The sequence below is a fragment of the Nitrospira sp. Vd2 genome (assembly GCF_979581665.1).
This window is the reverse complement of the sequence record NZ_CEFZSK010000040.1, coordinates 43,549-59,736: the sequence shown is the minus strand read 5'-3', so window position 1 is coordinate 59,736 and position 16,188 is coordinate 43,549. Positions and strand designations below refer to the sequence as shown.

General features: G+C 61.2%; 15 protein-coding genes. 7 read left to right on the top strand and 8 right to left on the bottom strand.

What is annotated here, in order from left to right; genetic code table 11:
* Window positions 1–127 precede the first annotated feature (127 nt).
* Window positions 128–922, top strand: a complete 795-nt coding sequence (locus AC1U7K_RS16950) for a hypothetical protein (protein WP_480252877.1) — start codon at window positions 128–130, stop codon at window positions 920–922.
* A gap of 170 nt (window positions 923–1,092) precedes the next feature.
* Here AC1U7K_RS16950 and AC1U7K_RS16945 read toward each other — a convergent pair whose 3' ends face one another.
* From AC1U7K_RS16945 to AC1U7K_RS16920, 6 genes are all read right to left on the bottom strand, one after another.
* Window positions 1,093–1,437 (bottom strand): PilZ domain-containing protein, encoded by a 345-nt coding sequence (locus tag AC1U7K_RS16945; protein ID WP_480252876.1) that lies wholly within the window; start codon window positions 1,435–1,437, stop codon window positions 1,093–1,095.
* Between the two features lie 260 nt (window positions 1,438–1,697).
* The gene (locus tag AC1U7K_RS16940) at window positions 1,698–2,777 is read right to left on the bottom strand and encodes a diguanylate cyclase domain-containing protein (protein WP_480252874.1); all 1,080 of its coding nucleotides are present in this window, start codon (window positions 2,775–2,777) and stop codon (window positions 1,698–1,700) included.
* A gap of 189 nt (window positions 2,778–2,966) precedes the next feature.
* Window positions 2,967–5,105 (bottom strand): transglutaminase TgpA family protein, encoded by a 2,139-nt coding sequence (locus AC1U7K_RS16935; RefSeq protein ID WP_480252872.1) that lies wholly within the window; start codon window positions 5,103–5,105, stop codon window positions 2,967–2,969.
* Window positions 5,102–6,241 carry a DUF58 domain-containing protein gene (locus tag AC1U7K_RS16930; RefSeq protein WP_480252870.1) on the bottom strand — a complete coding sequence of 380 codons (1,140 nt, stop codon included), beginning with the start codon at window positions 6,239–6,241 and terminating at the stop codon, window positions 5,102–5,104. Before AC1U7K_RS16930 ends, AC1U7K_RS16935 begins: the two co-directional genes overlap by 4 nt.
* 26 nt (window positions 6,242–6,267) lie before the next feature.
* Window positions 6,268–7,140: an AAA family ATPase gene (locus tag AC1U7K_RS16925; RefSeq protein ID WP_480252868.1), complete on the bottom strand. Its 873-nt coding sequence runs from the start codon at window positions 7,138–7,140 to the stop codon at window positions 6,268–6,270.
* A 134-nt stretch (window positions 7,141–7,274) separates the two neighbouring features.
* The gene (locus AC1U7K_RS16920) at window positions 7,275–8,597 is read right to left on the bottom strand and encodes a hypothetical protein (protein WP_480252867.1); all 1,323 of its coding nucleotides are present in this window, start codon (window positions 8,595–8,597) and stop codon (window positions 7,275–7,277) included.
* A 100-nt stretch (window positions 8,598–8,697) separates the two neighbouring features.
* Between AC1U7K_RS16920 and AC1U7K_RS16915 the strand changes: the two genes are divergently transcribed.
* The 3 genes from AC1U7K_RS16915 to AC1U7K_RS16905 all read left to right on the top strand — a co-directional run bounded on the left by AC1U7K_RS16915 (window position 8,698) and on the right by AC1U7K_RS16905 (window position 10,948).
* Entirely contained in the window at window positions 8,698–9,654 is a 957-nt protein-coding gene (locus tag AC1U7K_RS16915) for a ChaN family lipoprotein (protein ID WP_480252865.1), read from the top strand.
* Window positions 9,655–9,720: 66 nt separating this feature from the next.
* Complete coding sequence (locus AC1U7K_RS16910; RefSeq protein WP_480252864.1) at window positions 9,721–9,960, top strand: CDGSH iron-sulfur domain-containing protein; 240 nt, start codon at window positions 9,721–9,723, stop codon at window positions 9,958–9,960.
* A gap of 121 nt (window positions 9,961–10,081) precedes the next feature.
* Complete coding sequence (locus tag AC1U7K_RS16905) at window positions 10,082–10,948, top strand: SWIM zinc finger family protein (RefSeq protein WP_480252862.1); 867 nt, start codon at window positions 10,082–10,084, stop codon at window positions 10,946–10,948.
* Window positions 10,949–10,951: 3 nt separating this feature from the next.
* Here the strand turns inward: AC1U7K_RS16905 and AC1U7K_RS16900 are convergent, their stop codons facing one another.
* Entirely contained in the window at window positions 10,952–11,581 is a 630-nt protein-coding gene (locus AC1U7K_RS16900) for a DedA family protein (RefSeq protein ID WP_480252860.1), read from the bottom strand.
* A gap of 172 nt (window positions 11,582–11,753) precedes the next feature.
* Here AC1U7K_RS16900 and AC1U7K_RS16895 point away from each other — a divergent pair, with 172 nt between their 5' ends.
* Window positions 11,754–11,936 carry a hypothetical protein gene (locus AC1U7K_RS16895; protein WP_480252858.1) on the top strand — a complete coding sequence of 61 codons (183 nt, stop codon included), beginning with the start codon at window positions 11,754–11,756 and terminating at the stop codon, window positions 11,934–11,936.
* On the opposite strand, the gene AC1U7K_RS16890 is transcribed toward AC1U7K_RS16895, so the two are convergent.
* Window positions 11,923–12,729, bottom strand: a complete 807-nt coding sequence (locus AC1U7K_RS16890; protein ID WP_480252857.1) for an arylesterase — start codon at window positions 12,727–12,729, stop codon at window positions 11,923–11,925. The genes AC1U7K_RS16895 and AC1U7K_RS16890 overlap by 14 nt on opposite strands.
* Before the next feature lie 80 nt (window positions 12,730–12,809).
* Here AC1U7K_RS16890 and AC1U7K_RS16885 point away from each other — a divergent pair, with 80 nt between their 5' ends.
* Both AC1U7K_RS16885 and AC1U7K_RS16880 read left to right on the top strand, forming a co-directional pair.
* Entirely contained in the window at window positions 12,810–13,514 is a 705-nt protein-coding gene (locus AC1U7K_RS16885) for an ABC transporter ATP-binding protein (protein WP_480252855.1), read from the top strand.
* Complete coding sequence (locus AC1U7K_RS16880; protein WP_480252853.1) at window positions 13,501–16,158, top strand: ABC transporter permease; 2,658 nt, start codon at window positions 13,501–13,503, stop codon at window positions 16,156–16,158. The genes AC1U7K_RS16885 and AC1U7K_RS16880 overlap by 14 nt, the downstream gene beginning before the upstream one ends.
* Window positions 16,159–16,188: the final 30 nt, after the last annotated feature.

Here is a 16,188-nt window from a genome sequence, read left to right as displayed (position 1 = left end):
GTGCGAACGCCCGCCGCTCGCGGTACAATCCCGCGATGCGATGAACGACGACGGAACACGAGAGGTAGGCCGAGCGACTTCACTGTTTGCCTACACCAGGAACGAGTTCAGGACTGCGAGTGATGCGATGAGATATTGGGCCCAATGGGGAGTTGTGATTGCGATGATGGTAGTAATCCTGCGAGCGGCCACTGGGCTCGCTGGCGATCAGCCCTCGACGTCGAAGCTCCTCGATGAGGCCGTCCGTTTGGCCAAGACTATCCCGGACCTCGCTGACCGAAATGATGCGTTGCGGCTTGTCGCGAAGGCGCAAGCCATGACCGGCGACGTCAGAGCGGCGTTAAGAACGATCACGGCGATTGAAGATGCCGACGATCGCAATGAAGCGCTGGCGACGGCGGCCGCGATGCAAGCCAAGGCCGGCGATATTGAGGGCGCGTTTGCGATGGCGGAAAGCATTACGGACCCGGAAGATAAATATACCGCGCTATGGGGTCTGACAGTCGCGCGTGCGGAGGCGGGCGATGTGAAGGGCGCTCTGGAGTTGACGACACGTTTGCCGAACGCGTTGACTGTCGAGCGCGCCCTGGCCGGGATTGCTGAAGCTCAAGCAGCATCAGGAGACATCAAGGGTGCTCGTCACACTGCAGAGAAAATAACGGCGTCCCTGTCTCGCGACGCGGTGCTCCAAGGACTTGTCGAGCAACAAGCTAGGAGTGGTGATGTCCGAGGGGGGCTGGAAACAGTCGAGCACATCCACAGTCACGGCGTCCGAGCGGAAGCCTTAAAGGCAATCGCGCTACAGCAGGCGAGGCAAGGGGACGTCCAAGGAGCCCTACAGTGGACAGCGACGGTCAGCGGATCGCTCGAAAAAGTGCATGCGCTGCTCGGCATTGTGGGAGGCATGAACAACCACCGCTAGCAAAGGCGTTTGCAAACGGGTGCGCGTGGTATTCCCGACGCTTCTACTCGAATGTCCGGCTACCCTTGCAGAGAGTCGAGCGAGTGACCGGCGTGCGGATCGTTGGCTCGGCGTGGGAAGACGATGAGGGAGATGGGCAAAATGCTTAGACAAGGGCCAATGTGATAACGTCATCCCTCGGCGCCGGCGTTCTGTTTCGAGAGGGCGTCGGCGCGCATCTTTCGCAACCATCGTTCCAAGCGCGAACGGCCCTCCCCCCGCATCTGAAGAAACTTAAGGCCAAATTCACCCCGCGTGGACCATCGTACTGAGGCAAAGTCAATGTTGACCGGCGGCCCTCCATCGGGGACCGGAACCCGCAGACGGACGTACGCCTGCTCGGGCACGTGGGACGTCGTCTGTACAGCGCACCCGCCTTCCGAAATGTTATAGATCGTTCCCTCTCCCGGTCCTTCTTCGCTGACAAATGACACGGGCAGGTCAACAGTGATGCGAGGAGCGGCACGCGCTTCCATCTCGGTTCGCCTTGTTCTGACGGTGAGAACTTTTCCTCTTCCTATCGGCCGTAATGGAGTATTCCTGAAGTCTCACCGATACTCCAAAGGCGAATGGACGCGAAGAGGCATGGCGGTTTCCTGCCCTCTGTGGATAGGCGACAGATGAAGCGGTAACGGTCAAAACGCTGTGCTTGGTGGAGGGCCGGACTGCCGAGGGGAAGCAAGAGCCCGAAGGACCGAACTGCCGCGTCAGATAAAGCGGATGTAGTGACTGGTAGTTATTCGCCGGGTGCGAGCTCCGTCCTCAGGGTAATGGGCTGCTTATAGTCCGTGAGCTGATTGCTCACCGCGACCCCGTTTTTCCCGCCTTGCTTGACGCGGTACATCGCGGCATCGGCATCCCGGACCAGTTCTTCAGGGCGAGTGTGGATATTCGTGCTAAGGGCGATCCCAATGCTCGCGCCCACGTTGACGGTGTGGCCGCTCACGGATACCGGTGCTTTGATTTTCTCCAACAATCGTTCGGCCGCCCGGATGGCCTCGGTTTTCGATTGCACTCGGCTCAGCAGCACACAAAATTCATCGCCGCCATAGCGGGCGACGCAGTCCCCTTTTCGAAGCGCCAGGCGAAGGCGGCTGGCGATGGCTTTGAGCAATTCATCTCCCGCGCGGTGTCCGAATTGGTCGTTGACCGGTTTGAAGCCGTCGAGATCGATGAACAAGACCGCAAACAATTCATCTTCGAATCGTCTGGCGAAATGAATCGCGTCCCAAACGCGGTCGAGAAAGGCCGCGCGATTCGGCAGCCCGGTGAGCACATCGACCGACACGTGCTGTGCGACCCGGGAGGCCCGTGAGGCAAACGCCTCGGCGCGAAACACGTGGCAACTCACCAGGGCAGCCAAGAGCAGCAGGACTGGCACCATCAGCAGATGGGGCATCGTTACCGTCTTCTGCACAAAAAGCACGGCGATATACCCCGCGCACGGAAACGCCACGCCGGCCGCAACATACCGGACATGATGGTTCAACAACGCCAGCATGACGAGGATGAAATACGGGTAGGGTAAAAAGGCGTCATCGGTCGAGAGGGTCGCAAAGATGAAGGTGACGACGACCGTATCGGCGAACACGAGCCCGAGGATGACTTGCGGCTGTCGCGCCGAGGCCGACGCGAGCAGGAGGAGGATCAGCGTTCCGACGAGTAGATGTTCTTTGGTCAGCGGCTGCGCCGGAAAGCCCGGCAAGGCGAGATACGGCAGGAGGGTGACAAAGAGGACCAGCTGAAGGGACATTGGAATCCATCGCGCCAACAGTCCGTCGGTCCTTGCCGGAATCTCATCGAGTGGGTCACTCATCGTTGCTGGTCCTACGTCGATGACACGGGGTCCGGTCCCTTACACGGATTAATGATAGCGTATCCCGCGCGGCCTCCTGTCTCCGTGCGGAAACTCCAGGCTTTGAGACGACTTCTTCGAAGGCTGGCTCCGTTTGACCTATCGGGTCTGCTGCCGTTGCTGCTACAGTCCTGTTCGGCCCGTTCTTCGCTATCGAGAGGACGTTCGGTCAACGTCTGTGGGACGCTGTGCCGCTTCAAGGCCTTCAAGCAGGCTTTGCAGTCGTTGGTTGTCCTCCTGCGACAGCGCTTCCCCTCCATACCGGAGTCGATGATAGAGCTCCGTGAGCGGCGCCACATACTCGCGGAGATCGATACGCGTATCGCTGATCGACCGTGAGAATTCCCCTAGTGTCCGCCCGGGGGGCTTGGAGAAGCCTTGCCGCCGTAATGCGGCCAGCATCCGCACGTAGATCTCACCGCCCAATATCCCGGCCGGGCAGATGGGTGGCCGTGCTCGCCGCAAGTAACGTGAGAGAAGGACGGCCGCTCCTATGAGGACGATGAGAGCGGCAACAAGAAGCAGTGAAGTGCGCCAATTGCCTGTAGTTCGGTGCGACCACAGAGAGGTCCTTTGCAGCAGCTTCGAGAGTTCTCCGTGGAGGGTTTCGGCCTGTCTTCGGACGTCCTGAGCCGCGGCCATTTGGTCGCGAAAGCTGTAATGGATGATGAAGCGATCCCACTTGAGACGCAGGGAATCGAGGAGACTGACGAGTTGTTTGAACACCGCCGTCCGCGCCGCCGGGCTCACGGACGGGGTGGGATCGAATGTGATCCAACCGGAGTGGGGAAAATACACCTCGACCCAGGCGTGCGCATCCTGTTGCCGCACGACGTAGTAATGGCCGAACTCATTCCAGTCGCCGGGAAGGAACCCGGTCACGAGCCTGGCCGGGATGCCGAGCGTCCGTAACAGCAGCACCATCGCGGTCGCGTAGTGTTCGCAGTAGCCGCTCTTCCGCGTGAATAAGAAGTCCTCAACGGGCGTAGCGGTGATGCCGGCCTCAAGCTCCAGGGTATAACGGTAGTTTCTGAGAAGGTGCTCCTTCACCGCCACGACTCTTTGAAATGGTGTTCGCGCCCTGGCGGTAATTGACTCCGCCAGTTCTTTGACCTTGGAGGTCATCGGCGGAAGCTGGAGGAAATGGCGAAGCACGACCGGTGGGTAGGCGAGCTGCTCGGCTTCCCGGTCTTCATCGACGAGCCGGTTGGATCTGGAGATGACGCTGTACTGAAAGCGAAGCGTCCCCGGCATGGCGAGACGTATCTCGCCCATGCCGTCGCTGTAGACAGCAGAAAAGGGCCCTTTGATCTGTTCGATGAAGGGCAGTCCGAAGAGCACGGCCGTATCGAGCGCTTCGATCAGGATATCCTGTCGAATGCGTGGACCGAGCGCGGCGCGGTGACGCGGAAACAACTCGAACAGTCCTTCCTCGGCTTTTGCTGCTGCATGGCGTGTTGCGAAGGTGTTGATCCAGGATTGACCGGTGTAGGCATCAAAGGCGACGCCGCGAAAATAGAGCGGAACCGACGGTGGCGGGGGACCGTCGGGAAACTGGACCCTCATGACGAGCGTCGGGTCCTGCTTCACGGCGCCGAGAAGACCAAGATCGACCTTTTCTGAAAAGCCGGAGGTCTTGATAGCCGGGCCGTGCGAACGTTGAAAGAATCCGGCGCCGGCACGAGGCATGATGAGGAATACGATTGTCGTGATGGTCAGTGTGACGAGGGCCAAGGCGGCCGTGGTGACCATGAAGCCGGGCGGGGGCATAAAACGTCCAGAGGAGTGCGGCTCTCTCGGCGGCCCGGACGCCGCTTCGGTGTGCAGGTGGTACAGCAAGAGTGCCCAAATGGCGACGACCAGGTACGCGACGAACCCGACAGCGAACCACAGGTCGACGGTCAGTACGGCGGCTGCGAGGAATTGCAAGAACGTAATCGCAAACAAATGCAGCACATCCTGCGCGGTCTTGGCGGTCAATAATTTGTTCGCCATGAGGACGACGAGCAAATACAGACTGGCCTGCAAGAGGTCGGCTGAGCCGATGAGAAAGTCTCCCGCACTGATCAGGCACGCTATGACAACGAGGATGTTCCAACCTTCGGCCGATTGAAGGAGTGCGGGGGTCCGCCAACGCATGCCCCGTGACTGCAGTGCGGCTACCGCGAGTGTCATGAGACCCAACACGGTTAAGCCGAGAGGGACGCGTCCCGTGCCGATCAGCGTGACAAAGGAAACGACGGCCAGAGCGACCATCGCGCGACGCAGTGACGGCTGGAATAGGATCATGCGTCGGGGCTCATGACGATGTGATGTCGACCTTGGCTCCCCATGGCTCTCATGCCGGGCCACGGCAGAATCGTCACCATCGGTTGATCGGGATCCAATCCCGCCGTTTCACAGTCACCGTTCGACGCGGAGTCGACTTCGCACAGGGCGAGTTCGGCGAGGATCCGATGGAGATGTGGAGCCCCGGCTCCAAACGGGACCCGAGTACGGCCGGCGATCAGCATCACTTCGTAGCCGCGCTCGATGTAGAAGGCGGCGACCGAGGCGGCAAGCGACACGGCGTGTTCGAAGCGGGCGGCCCTCTCCGAGGAGAGCCGTCCATCGCGTGGTGGCATGGCCAAGGTGACGACGATCCGCTGTTGTTCCTCCGCCTCGAGTTCTTTGATGATCAACTGCGATTTCCGCGCGGTGGTCTTCCAGTGAATCGACCGAGAGTCATCGCCGGGTTGGTACAACCTCAGGTTATAGAGCGTGCTCCCTGGGCCGCGGCGGATGGTCGGCTGATCTCGACCACCGCCCTCCAACCGAGCCACCAGGGAATCTCGCAGCGGCAGCAGCGCTGGATAGACGAGGAGGTCGGTAGAAACCGGGCGTTTGATAGATTTGTCAAAGAAGCCGAATGGGAAGCGCGTGCAGAGGCTCACACCATCGAGTCGATGTCGTCCCCGTCGGTTGAACCGCAGCCGATAGCTGACACTCGCACTCTGACCGACCGGAAGATACGGGACTCGTGCCTCTCGATCAACCGCGCTACGGCCGAGGACATCGAGAATGCGTAACGAGAGCGCCGGCATGCGACGAGAGGTATTGGTAACGAGGAACGTCGCCCAGGCCTCTTGATCTGCGTACAGATGGCCCGGCACTCGACGGCTGATTGAGATGTGCTTGAGGCACTGCTCGGAGAGCACCCCCGAGACGATGATCAAACTCAGCATCATCGCAAAGAGGAGATACAGCAGATTGTTGCCTGTATTGATGGCGGCGACCCCCACGGCGATCGTGAGCACAATGAATCGCGTTCCGTCGGTTGTCAGGCGGATCGACCGGTAGCCCGAGAGCTTGGCGAGCAGATCCGAGAGGCGGGATGCAGCGAGTGACGTGCTTCCAGTCCCGTGTGCCGAAGGTGAGACAAGCATCGCGGCTGCCAAAGGGGCCTAGAGCGTTACAGCGGGACGGGAACGGAGTCCAGGATGCGTTGGATGATCTCGACTGCGTCTTCAAGGCGGTGGCCGCGGGTCCCGATGGTGGTTTTCAGCATGACGCGATGCGGAAGGACGAGCAAGGCGAGTTCCTTGATGTCGTCGGGCAGACAATAGTTCCGGCCGCGGACGAGCGCCAGCGCTTTCGCGCCGCGTGTCAGCGCGACCGCCCCGCGCGTACTGACGCCGAGCGCGAGCTGTTCGTGCGATCGGGTGACTGCGACGATTTCCAGCAGGTAGTCCAATAAGCTATCGTCGATCCGCACCTTCTCAGCGAGCTGCTGGAGCTCCAGGACATCGTCGCCGGACAGAACTGGTTCCAGGTCGTCGGCCGGATGCAGCGAGGATGGCCGATCGAGGACTGCCTTCTCGGCTTGTCGGTCCGGATAGCCGATGTGCAGGCGCATAAGAAATCGGTCGAGCTGCGATTCCGGCAGCGGGAACGTGCCGTGATGCTCGGCCGGATTTTGTGTTGCGATGACCATGAACGGCTGGGGAAGTGCCCGCGTTTCATTGTCCATTGAGACCTGCGCTTCGTTCATGGCCTCCAGCAAACTGCTCTGGGTTTTCGGCGTCGTACGATTGATCTCATCCGCCAGGACGATATTGGCAAAAATCGGCCCGGGCATGAACTCGAAGGCTTGTTTTTGCCGGTTGAAGATCGAAATGCCGAGAATATCGGAAGGCAGGAGATCGCTGGTGAACTGGATGCGGCGGAACGAACAGTCCAGCGAGCGGGCCAAGGCGTGCGCGAGTGTCGTTTTCCCGACGCCGGGGACATCTTCGATGAGGAGATGGCCGCGGGCCAGGAGGCAGACGATGGCCCATTCGACCACTTGGGATTTTCCTCGGACCACACGTTCGATATTCTCCTGAAGGAGACGTATGTTCGCTCGTGTATCCAAGGTGTAGCGGGAAGCGGCAAAGGCGCCGAGCCAAAAGTCTAGCAAACGCCCTTAGGAGCGTCAATTTATCCAGGAATTGGCTCGGGCACGAGGAGCAGCCACCACGGCGTCTCCTCCTCGGTCATGTCGGCGAAGAGGCGTGCCGTTTGGCTTGAAGGAAGTCCGGGGAACACGGCTCCGCGACGGACCTCGGCGTAGCGAAACCGGACAGTCGGTGGGGTGTCGCCTGCACCGACCACGGGCAGTGCGTCGCGCAAAGGCGTCAAAGAGGAAAGATCAAGCCGTATCCCTGGCCGGAGTGTTGTGAGTTCCATATAGAGGCGCCCGAAGATCTGTGGAATGACCTCGCGCGTGAAGATCACGTCAGGCGGACGATACCCGTCATCCTCCACCAGTTGAGAGAGGATCTCCCAGAACACTTGCGAGTCGATCGCGGTCAGCACGGCCAACGCACCGCGATGTGCGACCAGATCGAGAAGCGCGAGCGGACCCCGGACATCAAATTTCCAGGCCGGAAACAAGAGCGATCGGCCGCCGTGCCGCACTTCCAGCGCCTCTTCGCCCTGGTCGAGAACGAGCCGGAACTCCCCCTTGGTCGTCCGCAAGTCCTGCTCGATCAAGCGACGCGCGACACGGGTCGGTTCGTAGGCGAAGGTCGGCGTGGCCGGGCCGTGACACGTCACGATAGTGTACCCGTCGCGGATGCCCTCGGCGCGATCGAGCGCGAACATGTCTTGATCACCGAAAAACCGGAATTCCAAGGCGCGTGGTGAGGGCATCCCGGGTCGTCCGACCAATCGCTCGGCGTAGCGGGGGTTGACCTGTAACCGACCTCCCAAGTGTGAACCGGGACGGAGCCGGTCCACACAGTGCAGCCTCAGCCGGGCGCCACGTTGCGCGAGGGGAGCCGCGTAGTGATCGGCGAGTTCTGCCGCGAAGGAGAGGTCGCCGGCTCCAAGATCGAGCAGGCTCGGATCGTTCGTTGCGAGCAGGAGATCGTACGGATTCTCCTGGTCGCGCAGAAATGTTTCGACGTTGCTCGGCGTGAGCGTGCCGCGTAGCGGCTGTGCGGGGAACGCACTCAGCCGGCACAGGAGGCAGAGCGATCGAAGCGCTTTTGACGCGGGCAGCCCCGTTAACGCCTTCAGCAGCGCGGTTCGGACCCCGCCCTCCGTCGGGGAGCCGCCGGTCAACGCCTCAGCCAATTTGACTTTCAACGCATCGGGCAGGTCGGTCTCGCGCACCGCGACGGACAAGCGCCTCAGCGTCTCAGGAAGGTGCGGCTCACTCACGAATACACGCGAGTGTTCCCACGCGGCGTGATCTCGTTCACGCAGGTCCTTCAGTCGTGACTGAAAAGCTGTCAGGTCGTACTGTGATGCAATCATGTCGGGCTCGAGTGAGCAGCCAGACTCGGAGAATACGAGTCGGTCCGGGAAGCAGTCAAGGTACCTTGCCTCGTTTCAAACCCGTGTGCTAGGAACGAGCATGCCGCTCCTCTGGATGCTGAGTCTTGCGCTCGTCGCCATCGATGCCTGCGCGCTGGCCAGCGATGTCGCTGAAGAACATCCCGGGCTACACTATCAAGCCTGGCAGGTGATCGATGTGAGAACCGGCCGGCCGGTCGACTTTGAGAGCTGGATGACGTCGTTAGCGCGGCAGGACGTGATCTACTTGGGTGAGGAGCACCACAATCAGTGGCATGTCGAGGCCGCGCAGAAAATTCTTCACGGCCTGCTCGCCATGGGTCGGCGTCCCGGCCTGGGATTGGAAATGTTTTCGTGGGACGGCCAGCAGGCCATAGACCGGTATCTTGAAGATCAGGACCTACCACGCAGCCAGTTCCTCAGCGAGGCGCATTGGACAGACAACTGGGGCGGTGCGTTCGAGGATTATGAACCGCTGCTTACCTTTGCGCGGGATCACCACGTGCCGGTCGTCGCACTCAACGCGCCCCGTCCTCTCGTCCGTAAGGTGGCAACGCGCGGGCTGGCTGCGGCCTTACTCGATCAGGACATGGAACGCTGGACGATGAAGGAAGAGACATTTGTGCAGGATGCAGCCTACCGCGACCGCATCGTGGGCCAACTCACACGCTGCCACGGCGGACTCTCTGAGGACGGCTATCAAAAGATGTACGAGGCATCCCTCTTTCGCGATGAAGCGATGGCGAGTACGATTGTCCGCTATGTCAGGAAGGAGCGGGAGACTGGGCAGCGCCTTCCTTTCATGAGCTACACGGGCGGAGGCCACATCCAATATCAGTTGCCGATTCCAAATCGGGTGCGCCGTCGAGAACCGAGCATACAGCAGGTCACCATTTATATGGTGGCTTTGGATGAGCAACGTCGGGGAGAGGTTCAGGAGCTGGTGAATGAGCGGATCGCCGACTTTGTATGGGTCACACCGGTTGGAGCGCTGGGGCCGGCGAGACGGTGTCGGTGAGCGGGAGCCCGGCATGAGCGAGCACGAATCTGCGAAGATGCACGGGCCACCGGAGCGAGGGAAGCGATGAAAGATGAAGCATTGATCGCGCAACGAGGACCATATGTCGTCGAAGCGGGGCCTGGCATTATCTATTGGTGTCGGTGCGGGCGCTCAAGGACGCAACCCTTTTGTGACGGATCTCATACCGGTACCGCGTTTGCTCCACTCGAAGTCGAACTGAAGGAACGGAAACGCGTCGCGCTCTGCGGATGTAAGCGCACGAAGCGGCCGCCGTTCTGTGACGGCACACATTCCAGCGTGTGATGCATGCACCGGGTGTGCGTTGACAGCTCTGGACTATCGAACGGATGACTTGACACTGCTCAGGGCGGCGGGTACACATGGTACGTAAACAACCGGCCGTGTCAGTACGGCATTGGAAACCATGATGCGCGGGAAAATTGCCTGTTCGGCTCAGCGACTGAGCCTCCTCGATCCCGAGATGGTGCAATCGGTCGTCGACGGACAGGCGTATCAGGTCGGCCTGCAGTACCGTTCGGAGAATCGCGTGCGCATCACCGAGGCGGATGAGCGTCAGATCGCCTCGGTGGTGATCGGCAATTCCGGCGTCTATCAAGTCGCGATTCAACTGAAGGATGGGGCCCTGACGACGAAGTGCTCCTGTCCGTTGAATAACGAACAACCGCTCTGCCGCCATTCCGTGGCGGTGCTCCTCGAGTATCACCGCTGGTCTCAAGCCAAACCGGCCCCACGACCCGTTCCGAAACCCGCTGCTGTTCCGCAGTCCGCTCCGCCCTCGGCGTCTACCTTGGACGTCAAGTTGAGCGAGGTGATGGTGGTCATGGAGTGGCTGCAAGCGGCAGTCCGCGCGATGCAGCAAGAGACGCCACTGCCTGAGGCGCCAGCCGTCGGCGGTGAAGCGGCGACCTGGATCAAGACGGTGCAGGACCTGGATGAGCGCCGGCGGCAGAGCGAAGAGAAGAATCAGGGTCTCGAGGCGGACCTGCGCGCGCGAGAGGCGCATCTGACGCGACTAACCCAGCAGTTGCAGGCGTCAATGGACGAGACGAAAGCAGCGCAGGCGGCCTGCGACAATCTTCGGCGGGAGGTCGCCGGCTATGTCGCGATGCAGACGCGGTATGTCGAGATTGCGAAGACGTTCGAAGGGTTCGACGGGCAGATGAAACGGATCAGCGGCGATGTGATGAAAAATCTGTCCCAGCTCGACGCGCTCGCCAATACGTGTAAGGAAGCGGCCGGCGCTCTGCAAGCAATGGCCAAGAAGCCCTGACCGTCACTGAGCCGGCTTGGCGGTGACGCGCATCACGAACACATAGAGTCCGCACAGCAGCAAGGCAAATCCCCCCACGAAAGAGGACCGTTCCTGTAGCGCCTGTACCAGCCGGTTCGGGTCATGCACGAGGTCAGGCTGGCTTCCCAACAGACTCTGACCAAACCACGCCAGCACCACGCACCATACTCCGGCGCCCACGATCGTCATGAGGCTGTAAACCCCGAACGGCATGCGAACCAAACCGGCGGGAATCCCAATGAGATGGCGAACCACGGGCACCAAGCGGGCGAAAAAAATTCCCCCCGCCTCATATCGCGAGAGCCAGCGTTCGGCCCGCTCTACTTTGGCTGGCGGGCAGAAGACGTACCATCCGTAGCGTAGGAGGAGCGGCCGACCGAGCCAGCGAGCCGCCCAATACGTCGCCGCCGCCCCGAGATAGCTCCCCACCGTTCCCGCAATAACAACTCCCGTCATGCTGTACCGGCCTTGACTGGCCCAGTAAGCGGCGGGAGGAATGACGATTTCACTGGGAATCGGAAAGATCGAACTTTCCAGCGCCATGAGCAAGATAATTCCAGGGTAGCCCCAGTCGTGGACCCATTCGAACCAGATCGATACCCACTCGTGCATCACTCCCCCTTGCCGAATGAAGGCGGATGATTGTAACGAGAGGTCGGTCCGAAGGCTACGGGTTTGAAGAGGGCTAATGTCATGCTCTTGCGTCCGTCCTGGCGGTTTCAGTACAATCCGCGTCGTTTGAGTTCTGCTCGCTGGCCCAGCGGACTGTCAAGGAGGTAGGAAGATGGGTATCATTCGGAGCGTTGCAGTAGCGGGAATGTCGGTGATGATGAGTGCGGCGATCGCCTTGGCGAATGAGCCGAAAGGCGGGGCGCCTGATTACAGCGGCATTTCCTACATGTACTATACGTTGATCGGCGTCGTCCTCGCCTACGGCGTCTACGATACGTTCTTCAAAAAGTCTTGATCTCCCGGCCGCCGGGCGGGCCTCCGCCCGGCGGCCGGTTCTCCTCCTTGACGATTCCCTCTCGCTTCAGCACTGCCTCGACGAACGGCCACAAGCGCTCCACGATGACCCGATAGCCATCGGCGGTCGGATGGATCCCGTCCGATTGGTTGAGGGCCGGCTGGGCGCCTACGCCTTCCAAGAAAAACGGCATGAACGGAAGGTGATATTTGCGCGCCAGCGAGGCATACAGAGCTTCGAAGCCCGTCCGGTATTCTTCTCCATAGTTCAATGGTAATTTCATGCCGGTGAGCAGCACGCTCACGCCGGCCTGTTGGAATCGTTCGATGATCCGCTCGAGGTTCTTGCGGATCGTGTCGATCGGGACGCCCCGCAAGCCATCGTTCACGCCGAGCTCCAAAATCACGACCGCCGGCCGGCTCTTGAGTACCCAATCGACGCGGCGAAGTCCGCCGGCGGTCGTGTCACCGCTCACGCCGGCATTGATGACCCGCACCCCGTAGCCGGCTTGCTGCAACCGACGCTGCAGTTGCGCCGGGTAGGCTTCGTCTGCCGGCACGCCGGCGCCTGCAGTGAGACTATCGCCGAACGCGACGATTTTGGGGGCTGATGTCTCTGGTCTGGTGGAAGAGCCGGGTTCGCGGATCCGCGGCGTGTGATGAGAGGCCGGCGATGATGCATCGACAGTCTCCGCGTCGGTGTCCGTTTGGGTGCATCCCGAGGCGTTGAAGAGCAGGCCCGTAAGAAGAAGCCAGGCCAGAACGGACGGTTTTGGGATCGCGATGGGTATCATGAATCTGTTCCTTCAGGGCAGACAGGAATAAGACAGTATAATATACGGGCTACACCGGTGTTCATCCGCGAGAGAGCCGAATGATTTGCGTCCGCGAAGTCACGATGCGGCTTACCGCAGGGGGCCATACCCTGACGATCCTCGATCAGGTGTCGCTGGATGTTCCTGAGAAGCAGGTCGTCGCGATCGTCGGTCCGTCCGGAAGCGGGAAATCGACGCTTCTCGGATTGATCGCGGGATTGGACAAGCCGACATCCGGTCGCATAACGATCCACGGGGTCGATGTGACGGCGCTGAGCGAAGGTGAGGCGGCTCGGTTTCGACGCCGGCATATCGGATACATTTTCCAGTCGTTTCATCTCATCCCGACGCTGACGGCCCTTGAGAATGTCGCGGTTCCCCTCGAACTCAGTGGGGAAGCCGACGCTCATGGGCGGGCCGCTGACGTGCTGGGATCAGTAGGCTTGGCTGACCGGCTCCATCATTATCCGGTGCAGCTCTCGGGTGGCGAGCAGCAACGCGTGGCGGTGGCGAGAGCCTTTGCCTGTCGCCCTCCGATCTTGCTGGCGGACGAGCCCACCGGCAATCTTGATTCCGCGACGGGCGGGGCCATTATCGACCTATTGCTCATGCTCAATCGCAATCATGGGAGTACGCTCGTGCTCGTGACGCACGATCCAGGCCTGGCCGCGCGTGCGGAGCGGATCATCACATTGCGCGACGGTCGTATCGAATCCGATCACCTTCACCGGACCCGAGAGACTGCCCCGGATGATGTCGTTTAGCGTTCGGATGGCATGGCGGGAAACGCGGGCCGCCTGGCAGCACTTCCTGTACTTTTTTATCTGCATCGCGTTGGGGGTCGGCGCGCTCGTCGGTGTCGGTCTCTTTGCAACGGGCGTGAGTCGTACCGTGACACAGGAAGCGCGGGCGCTGATGGGCGGCGACCTCGAGGTGCGGCTTTCGCGGCCGATCAGCCGTGAGGGCCAGGCCATCCTCGATGCACTCGCGCGGGATGTCAGAGCAACGCATGTGAGCGAGCTGATTGCGATGGCCGCGCGTGCCGAGCTCGCCACCGCGGCCCGGCACGGCACCACCAGTGTCCCCGTACAGTTGATCGAACTGAAAGCCGTCGATCACGCATATCCTTTGTATGGCGCGGTGGCAACCATGCCTGATCGGCCGCTTGACGGGTTGCTTGCACGAGGCCCGTGTGATCGGGATGCGGTTGAGCACGACTGTTTCGGGGCAGTCGTTCAGGAGGCGCTCCTGATCAAGATGGGGTTGGCGGTTGGACAAGAGATGAAGATCGGACAGGCCAGGTTTCGCGTCACGGGAATCCTCACTCACGAACCGGACCGGGTTGCCAGTGCCTTCAGCCTGGGGCCGCGCGTGCTGATCTCTCAAGCAGGATTGGCCGGCGCGGCTCTCGTGAAACCCGGGAGTCGTGTCCGTGAGCGACATCTGATTCGTCTCGCGCCCGACATGTCGCCGGAACCCTTGTTGGCTCGTCTCCGAGTCGACCTGGCCGCAGAGGCCGCGAGGGTCTCAAGTTTCCGCGACGCGCAGCCGCAGTTACGGAGGTTCTTGGACCAGCTCACCCGATACCTCGGCCTCATCGGCCTGACGGCCCTGTTCGTCGGTGGCATCGGCGTCGCGACGACCATTCATGCCTTCGTCAAGGACAAGGTCAACACCATCGCGATCTTGAAAACGGTCGGCGCGGGCTCAGGGATGATCGTCCGCACCTATCTCCTCCAAGCCGTGCTCCTGGGTGCCATCGGGAGCGTCGCCGGTGTGCTTCTTGGGCTGGTCCTGGAGCGCGCTGTCCCTTCCCTTCTGGCGGTGTTCGTGCCGGCCGAGGTGCTGCATGTCGCCACCATGCAATCTCACGTGATGATCGGACCGATCGTCCGCGGCATCGTGCTCGGCGTCGCCACGACCGTGCTGTTCGCTCTCTGGCCCTTACTCGGTATTCGAGCGGTGAGACCGGCTGAGGTCTTTCGACGAGAGACGGTGGCGCGCGATGCGGCTGTGAAGGGCGGATGGCATCGAGTATTCGCGGACCGGTTGCGGCTTTCCGTGGCAGCGGCCATCCTCCTTGGGCTGGCGGCGCTCGCCATGTGGGAAGCGCGCTCGATGAAGGTCGGCATGATCTTCATCGCGGCCGTGCTCGCCGCCGTGCTGATCCTCGTCGGGGCCGCGAAGGTGCTCGTTCGCGTGCTGGCCCGACTCAGCAGACCGGCTTCCTTGACGCTCCGGTATGCGGTCCGGAACCTCTCACGCCCCGGCAGTCACGCGGTCGGCATTACGGTGGCAGTGGGCATTGGGGTGATGATCATCGTCACCATCGCTCTGGTCGAACGTGCGCTCATCGATCAGATTGGTGAGAGCCGGCCGGTGGACGCACCCACCTTCTTCTTGATCGACATCCAGCCGGATCAGCAGGAGGCCGTGAGACGCTTACTCGTCGAACGCTGGCCGGCGAGCCGACCGGAATTCACCCCGTTGGTCCGCTCACGCTTGCACGCCCTCAACGGCCAGGAGATCGGGCTGAACGAGGAAGACGATAAGGAGCGGACGGACAGCCGAGGCGGCGAGCATGGCCGATCCTGGTATCGGACGCGAGAATACGTGCTCACGTTTCTGGACGGTCTCCCGAAAGACAATCGGATCGTGCGCGGGCAATGGTGGAATCATGGGTCGACCTCGGAGGTGGCGCGGGTGTCAGTTGAAGAAGAGGCTGCACGGAACCTCGGGCTGACCATTGGATCGACCGTGGACTTCGACATACAAGGCACCGTCCTACATGCAGAGGTCACCAGCATCCGGAGTGTGGAGTGGAGCAACTTCTCGACGAACTTCTATATGATCCTCTCCCCTGGCTCGCTCGACGGTGCGCCCTTTACGTATGTGGCAACCGTGCGCGTGATGCCCGACCAGGAAGTGCCGCTTCAGCAGGCGGTCGTGACCGCCTTCCCCAACGTTACCGCGATCAATGTTGGGGAAGTGATGAGCACGTTTGCCCGCGTGCTCGAGCAATTATCGCTCGCCATTCGCGCCATGGCGGCGTTTTGCCTCGTGACAGGCACCATCGTGATGGCGGCGGCGCTTGCGACCACCCGGTACCGGCGGCTGTATGAGTCGGTGATCCTGAAAGCGCTGGGGGCGACGAGGCCGATGATCGCCGCCTCTTTTGCCGCCGAATACGCATTGATCGGGGCGGCCGCGGGGCTCATCGGTCTCGGGTTGGCGACGCTCCTCTCGTTGGTATCACTCGAATGGATGTTTGACCTGCGCTGGACCTTCCACCCCGGGATCGCCGTAATCGCGGTGACGCTCACCATCTGTCTCACGCTCAGTGTGGGCTTCTTGGCGACGTTTCGCATTCTCGGTCAGCGTCCGCTCGCGATCCTGCGTCACGAATAGCTCGCCCACTCTCCCATAAGCCCGGCGCCC

Bases quoted from the DNA above. Each gene is read 5' to 3' on its own strand.
- AC1U7K_RS16885 (WP_480252855.1), top strand. From the start codon at position 12,810: ATGATTTGCGTCCGCGAAGTCACGATGCGGCTTACCGCAGGGGGCCAT.
- AC1U7K_RS16915 (WP_480252865.1), top strand. From the start codon at position 8,698: ATGCCGCTCCTCTGGATGCTGAGTCTTGCGCTCGTCGCCATCGATGCC.
- AC1U7K_RS16940 (WP_480252874.1), bottom strand. From the start codon at position 2,777: ATGAGTGACCCACTCGATGAGATTCCGGCAAGGACCGACGGACTGTTG.
- AC1U7K_RS16900 (WP_480252860.1), bottom strand. From the start codon at position 11,581: ATGCACGAGTGGGTATCGATCTGGTTCGAATGGGTCCACGACTGGGGC.
- AC1U7K_RS16945 (WP_480252876.1), bottom strand. From the start codon at position 1,437: ATGGAAGCGCGTGCCGCTCCTCGCATCACTGTTGACCTGCCCGTGTCA.
- AC1U7K_RS16935 (WP_480252872.1), bottom strand. From the start codon at position 5,105: ATGATCCTATTCCAGCCGTCACTGCGTCGCGCGATGGTCGCTCTGGCC.
- AC1U7K_RS16895 (WP_480252858.1), top strand. From the start codon at position 11,754: ATGGGTATCATTCGGAGCGTTGCAGTAGCGGGAATGTCGGTGATGATG.
- AC1U7K_RS16910 (WP_480252864.1), top strand. From the start codon at position 9,721: ATGAAAGATGAAGCATTGATCGCGCAACGAGGACCATATGTCGTCGAA.
- AC1U7K_RS16920 (WP_480252867.1), bottom strand. From the start codon at position 8,597: ATGATTGCATCACAGTACGACCTGACAGCTTTTCAGTCACGACTGAAG.
- AC1U7K_RS16890 (WP_480252857.1), bottom strand. From the start codon at position 12,729: ATGATACCCATCGCGATCCCAAAACCGTCCGTTCTGGCCTGGCTTCTT.
- AC1U7K_RS16880 (WP_480252853.1), top strand. From the start codon at position 13,501: ATGATGTCGTTTAGCGTTCGGATGGCATGGCGGGAAACGCGGGCCGCC.
- AC1U7K_RS16950 (WP_480252877.1), top strand. From the start codon at position 128: ATGAGATATTGGGCCCAATGGGGAGTTGTGATTGCGATGATGGTAGTA.
- AC1U7K_RS16930 (WP_480252870.1), bottom strand. From the start codon at position 6,241: ATGCTTGTCTCACCTTCGGCACACGGGACTGGAAGCACGTCACTCGCT.
- AC1U7K_RS16905 (WP_480252862.1), top strand. From the start codon at position 10,082: ATGATGCGCGGGAAAATTGCCTGTTCGGCTCAGCGACTGAGCCTCCTC.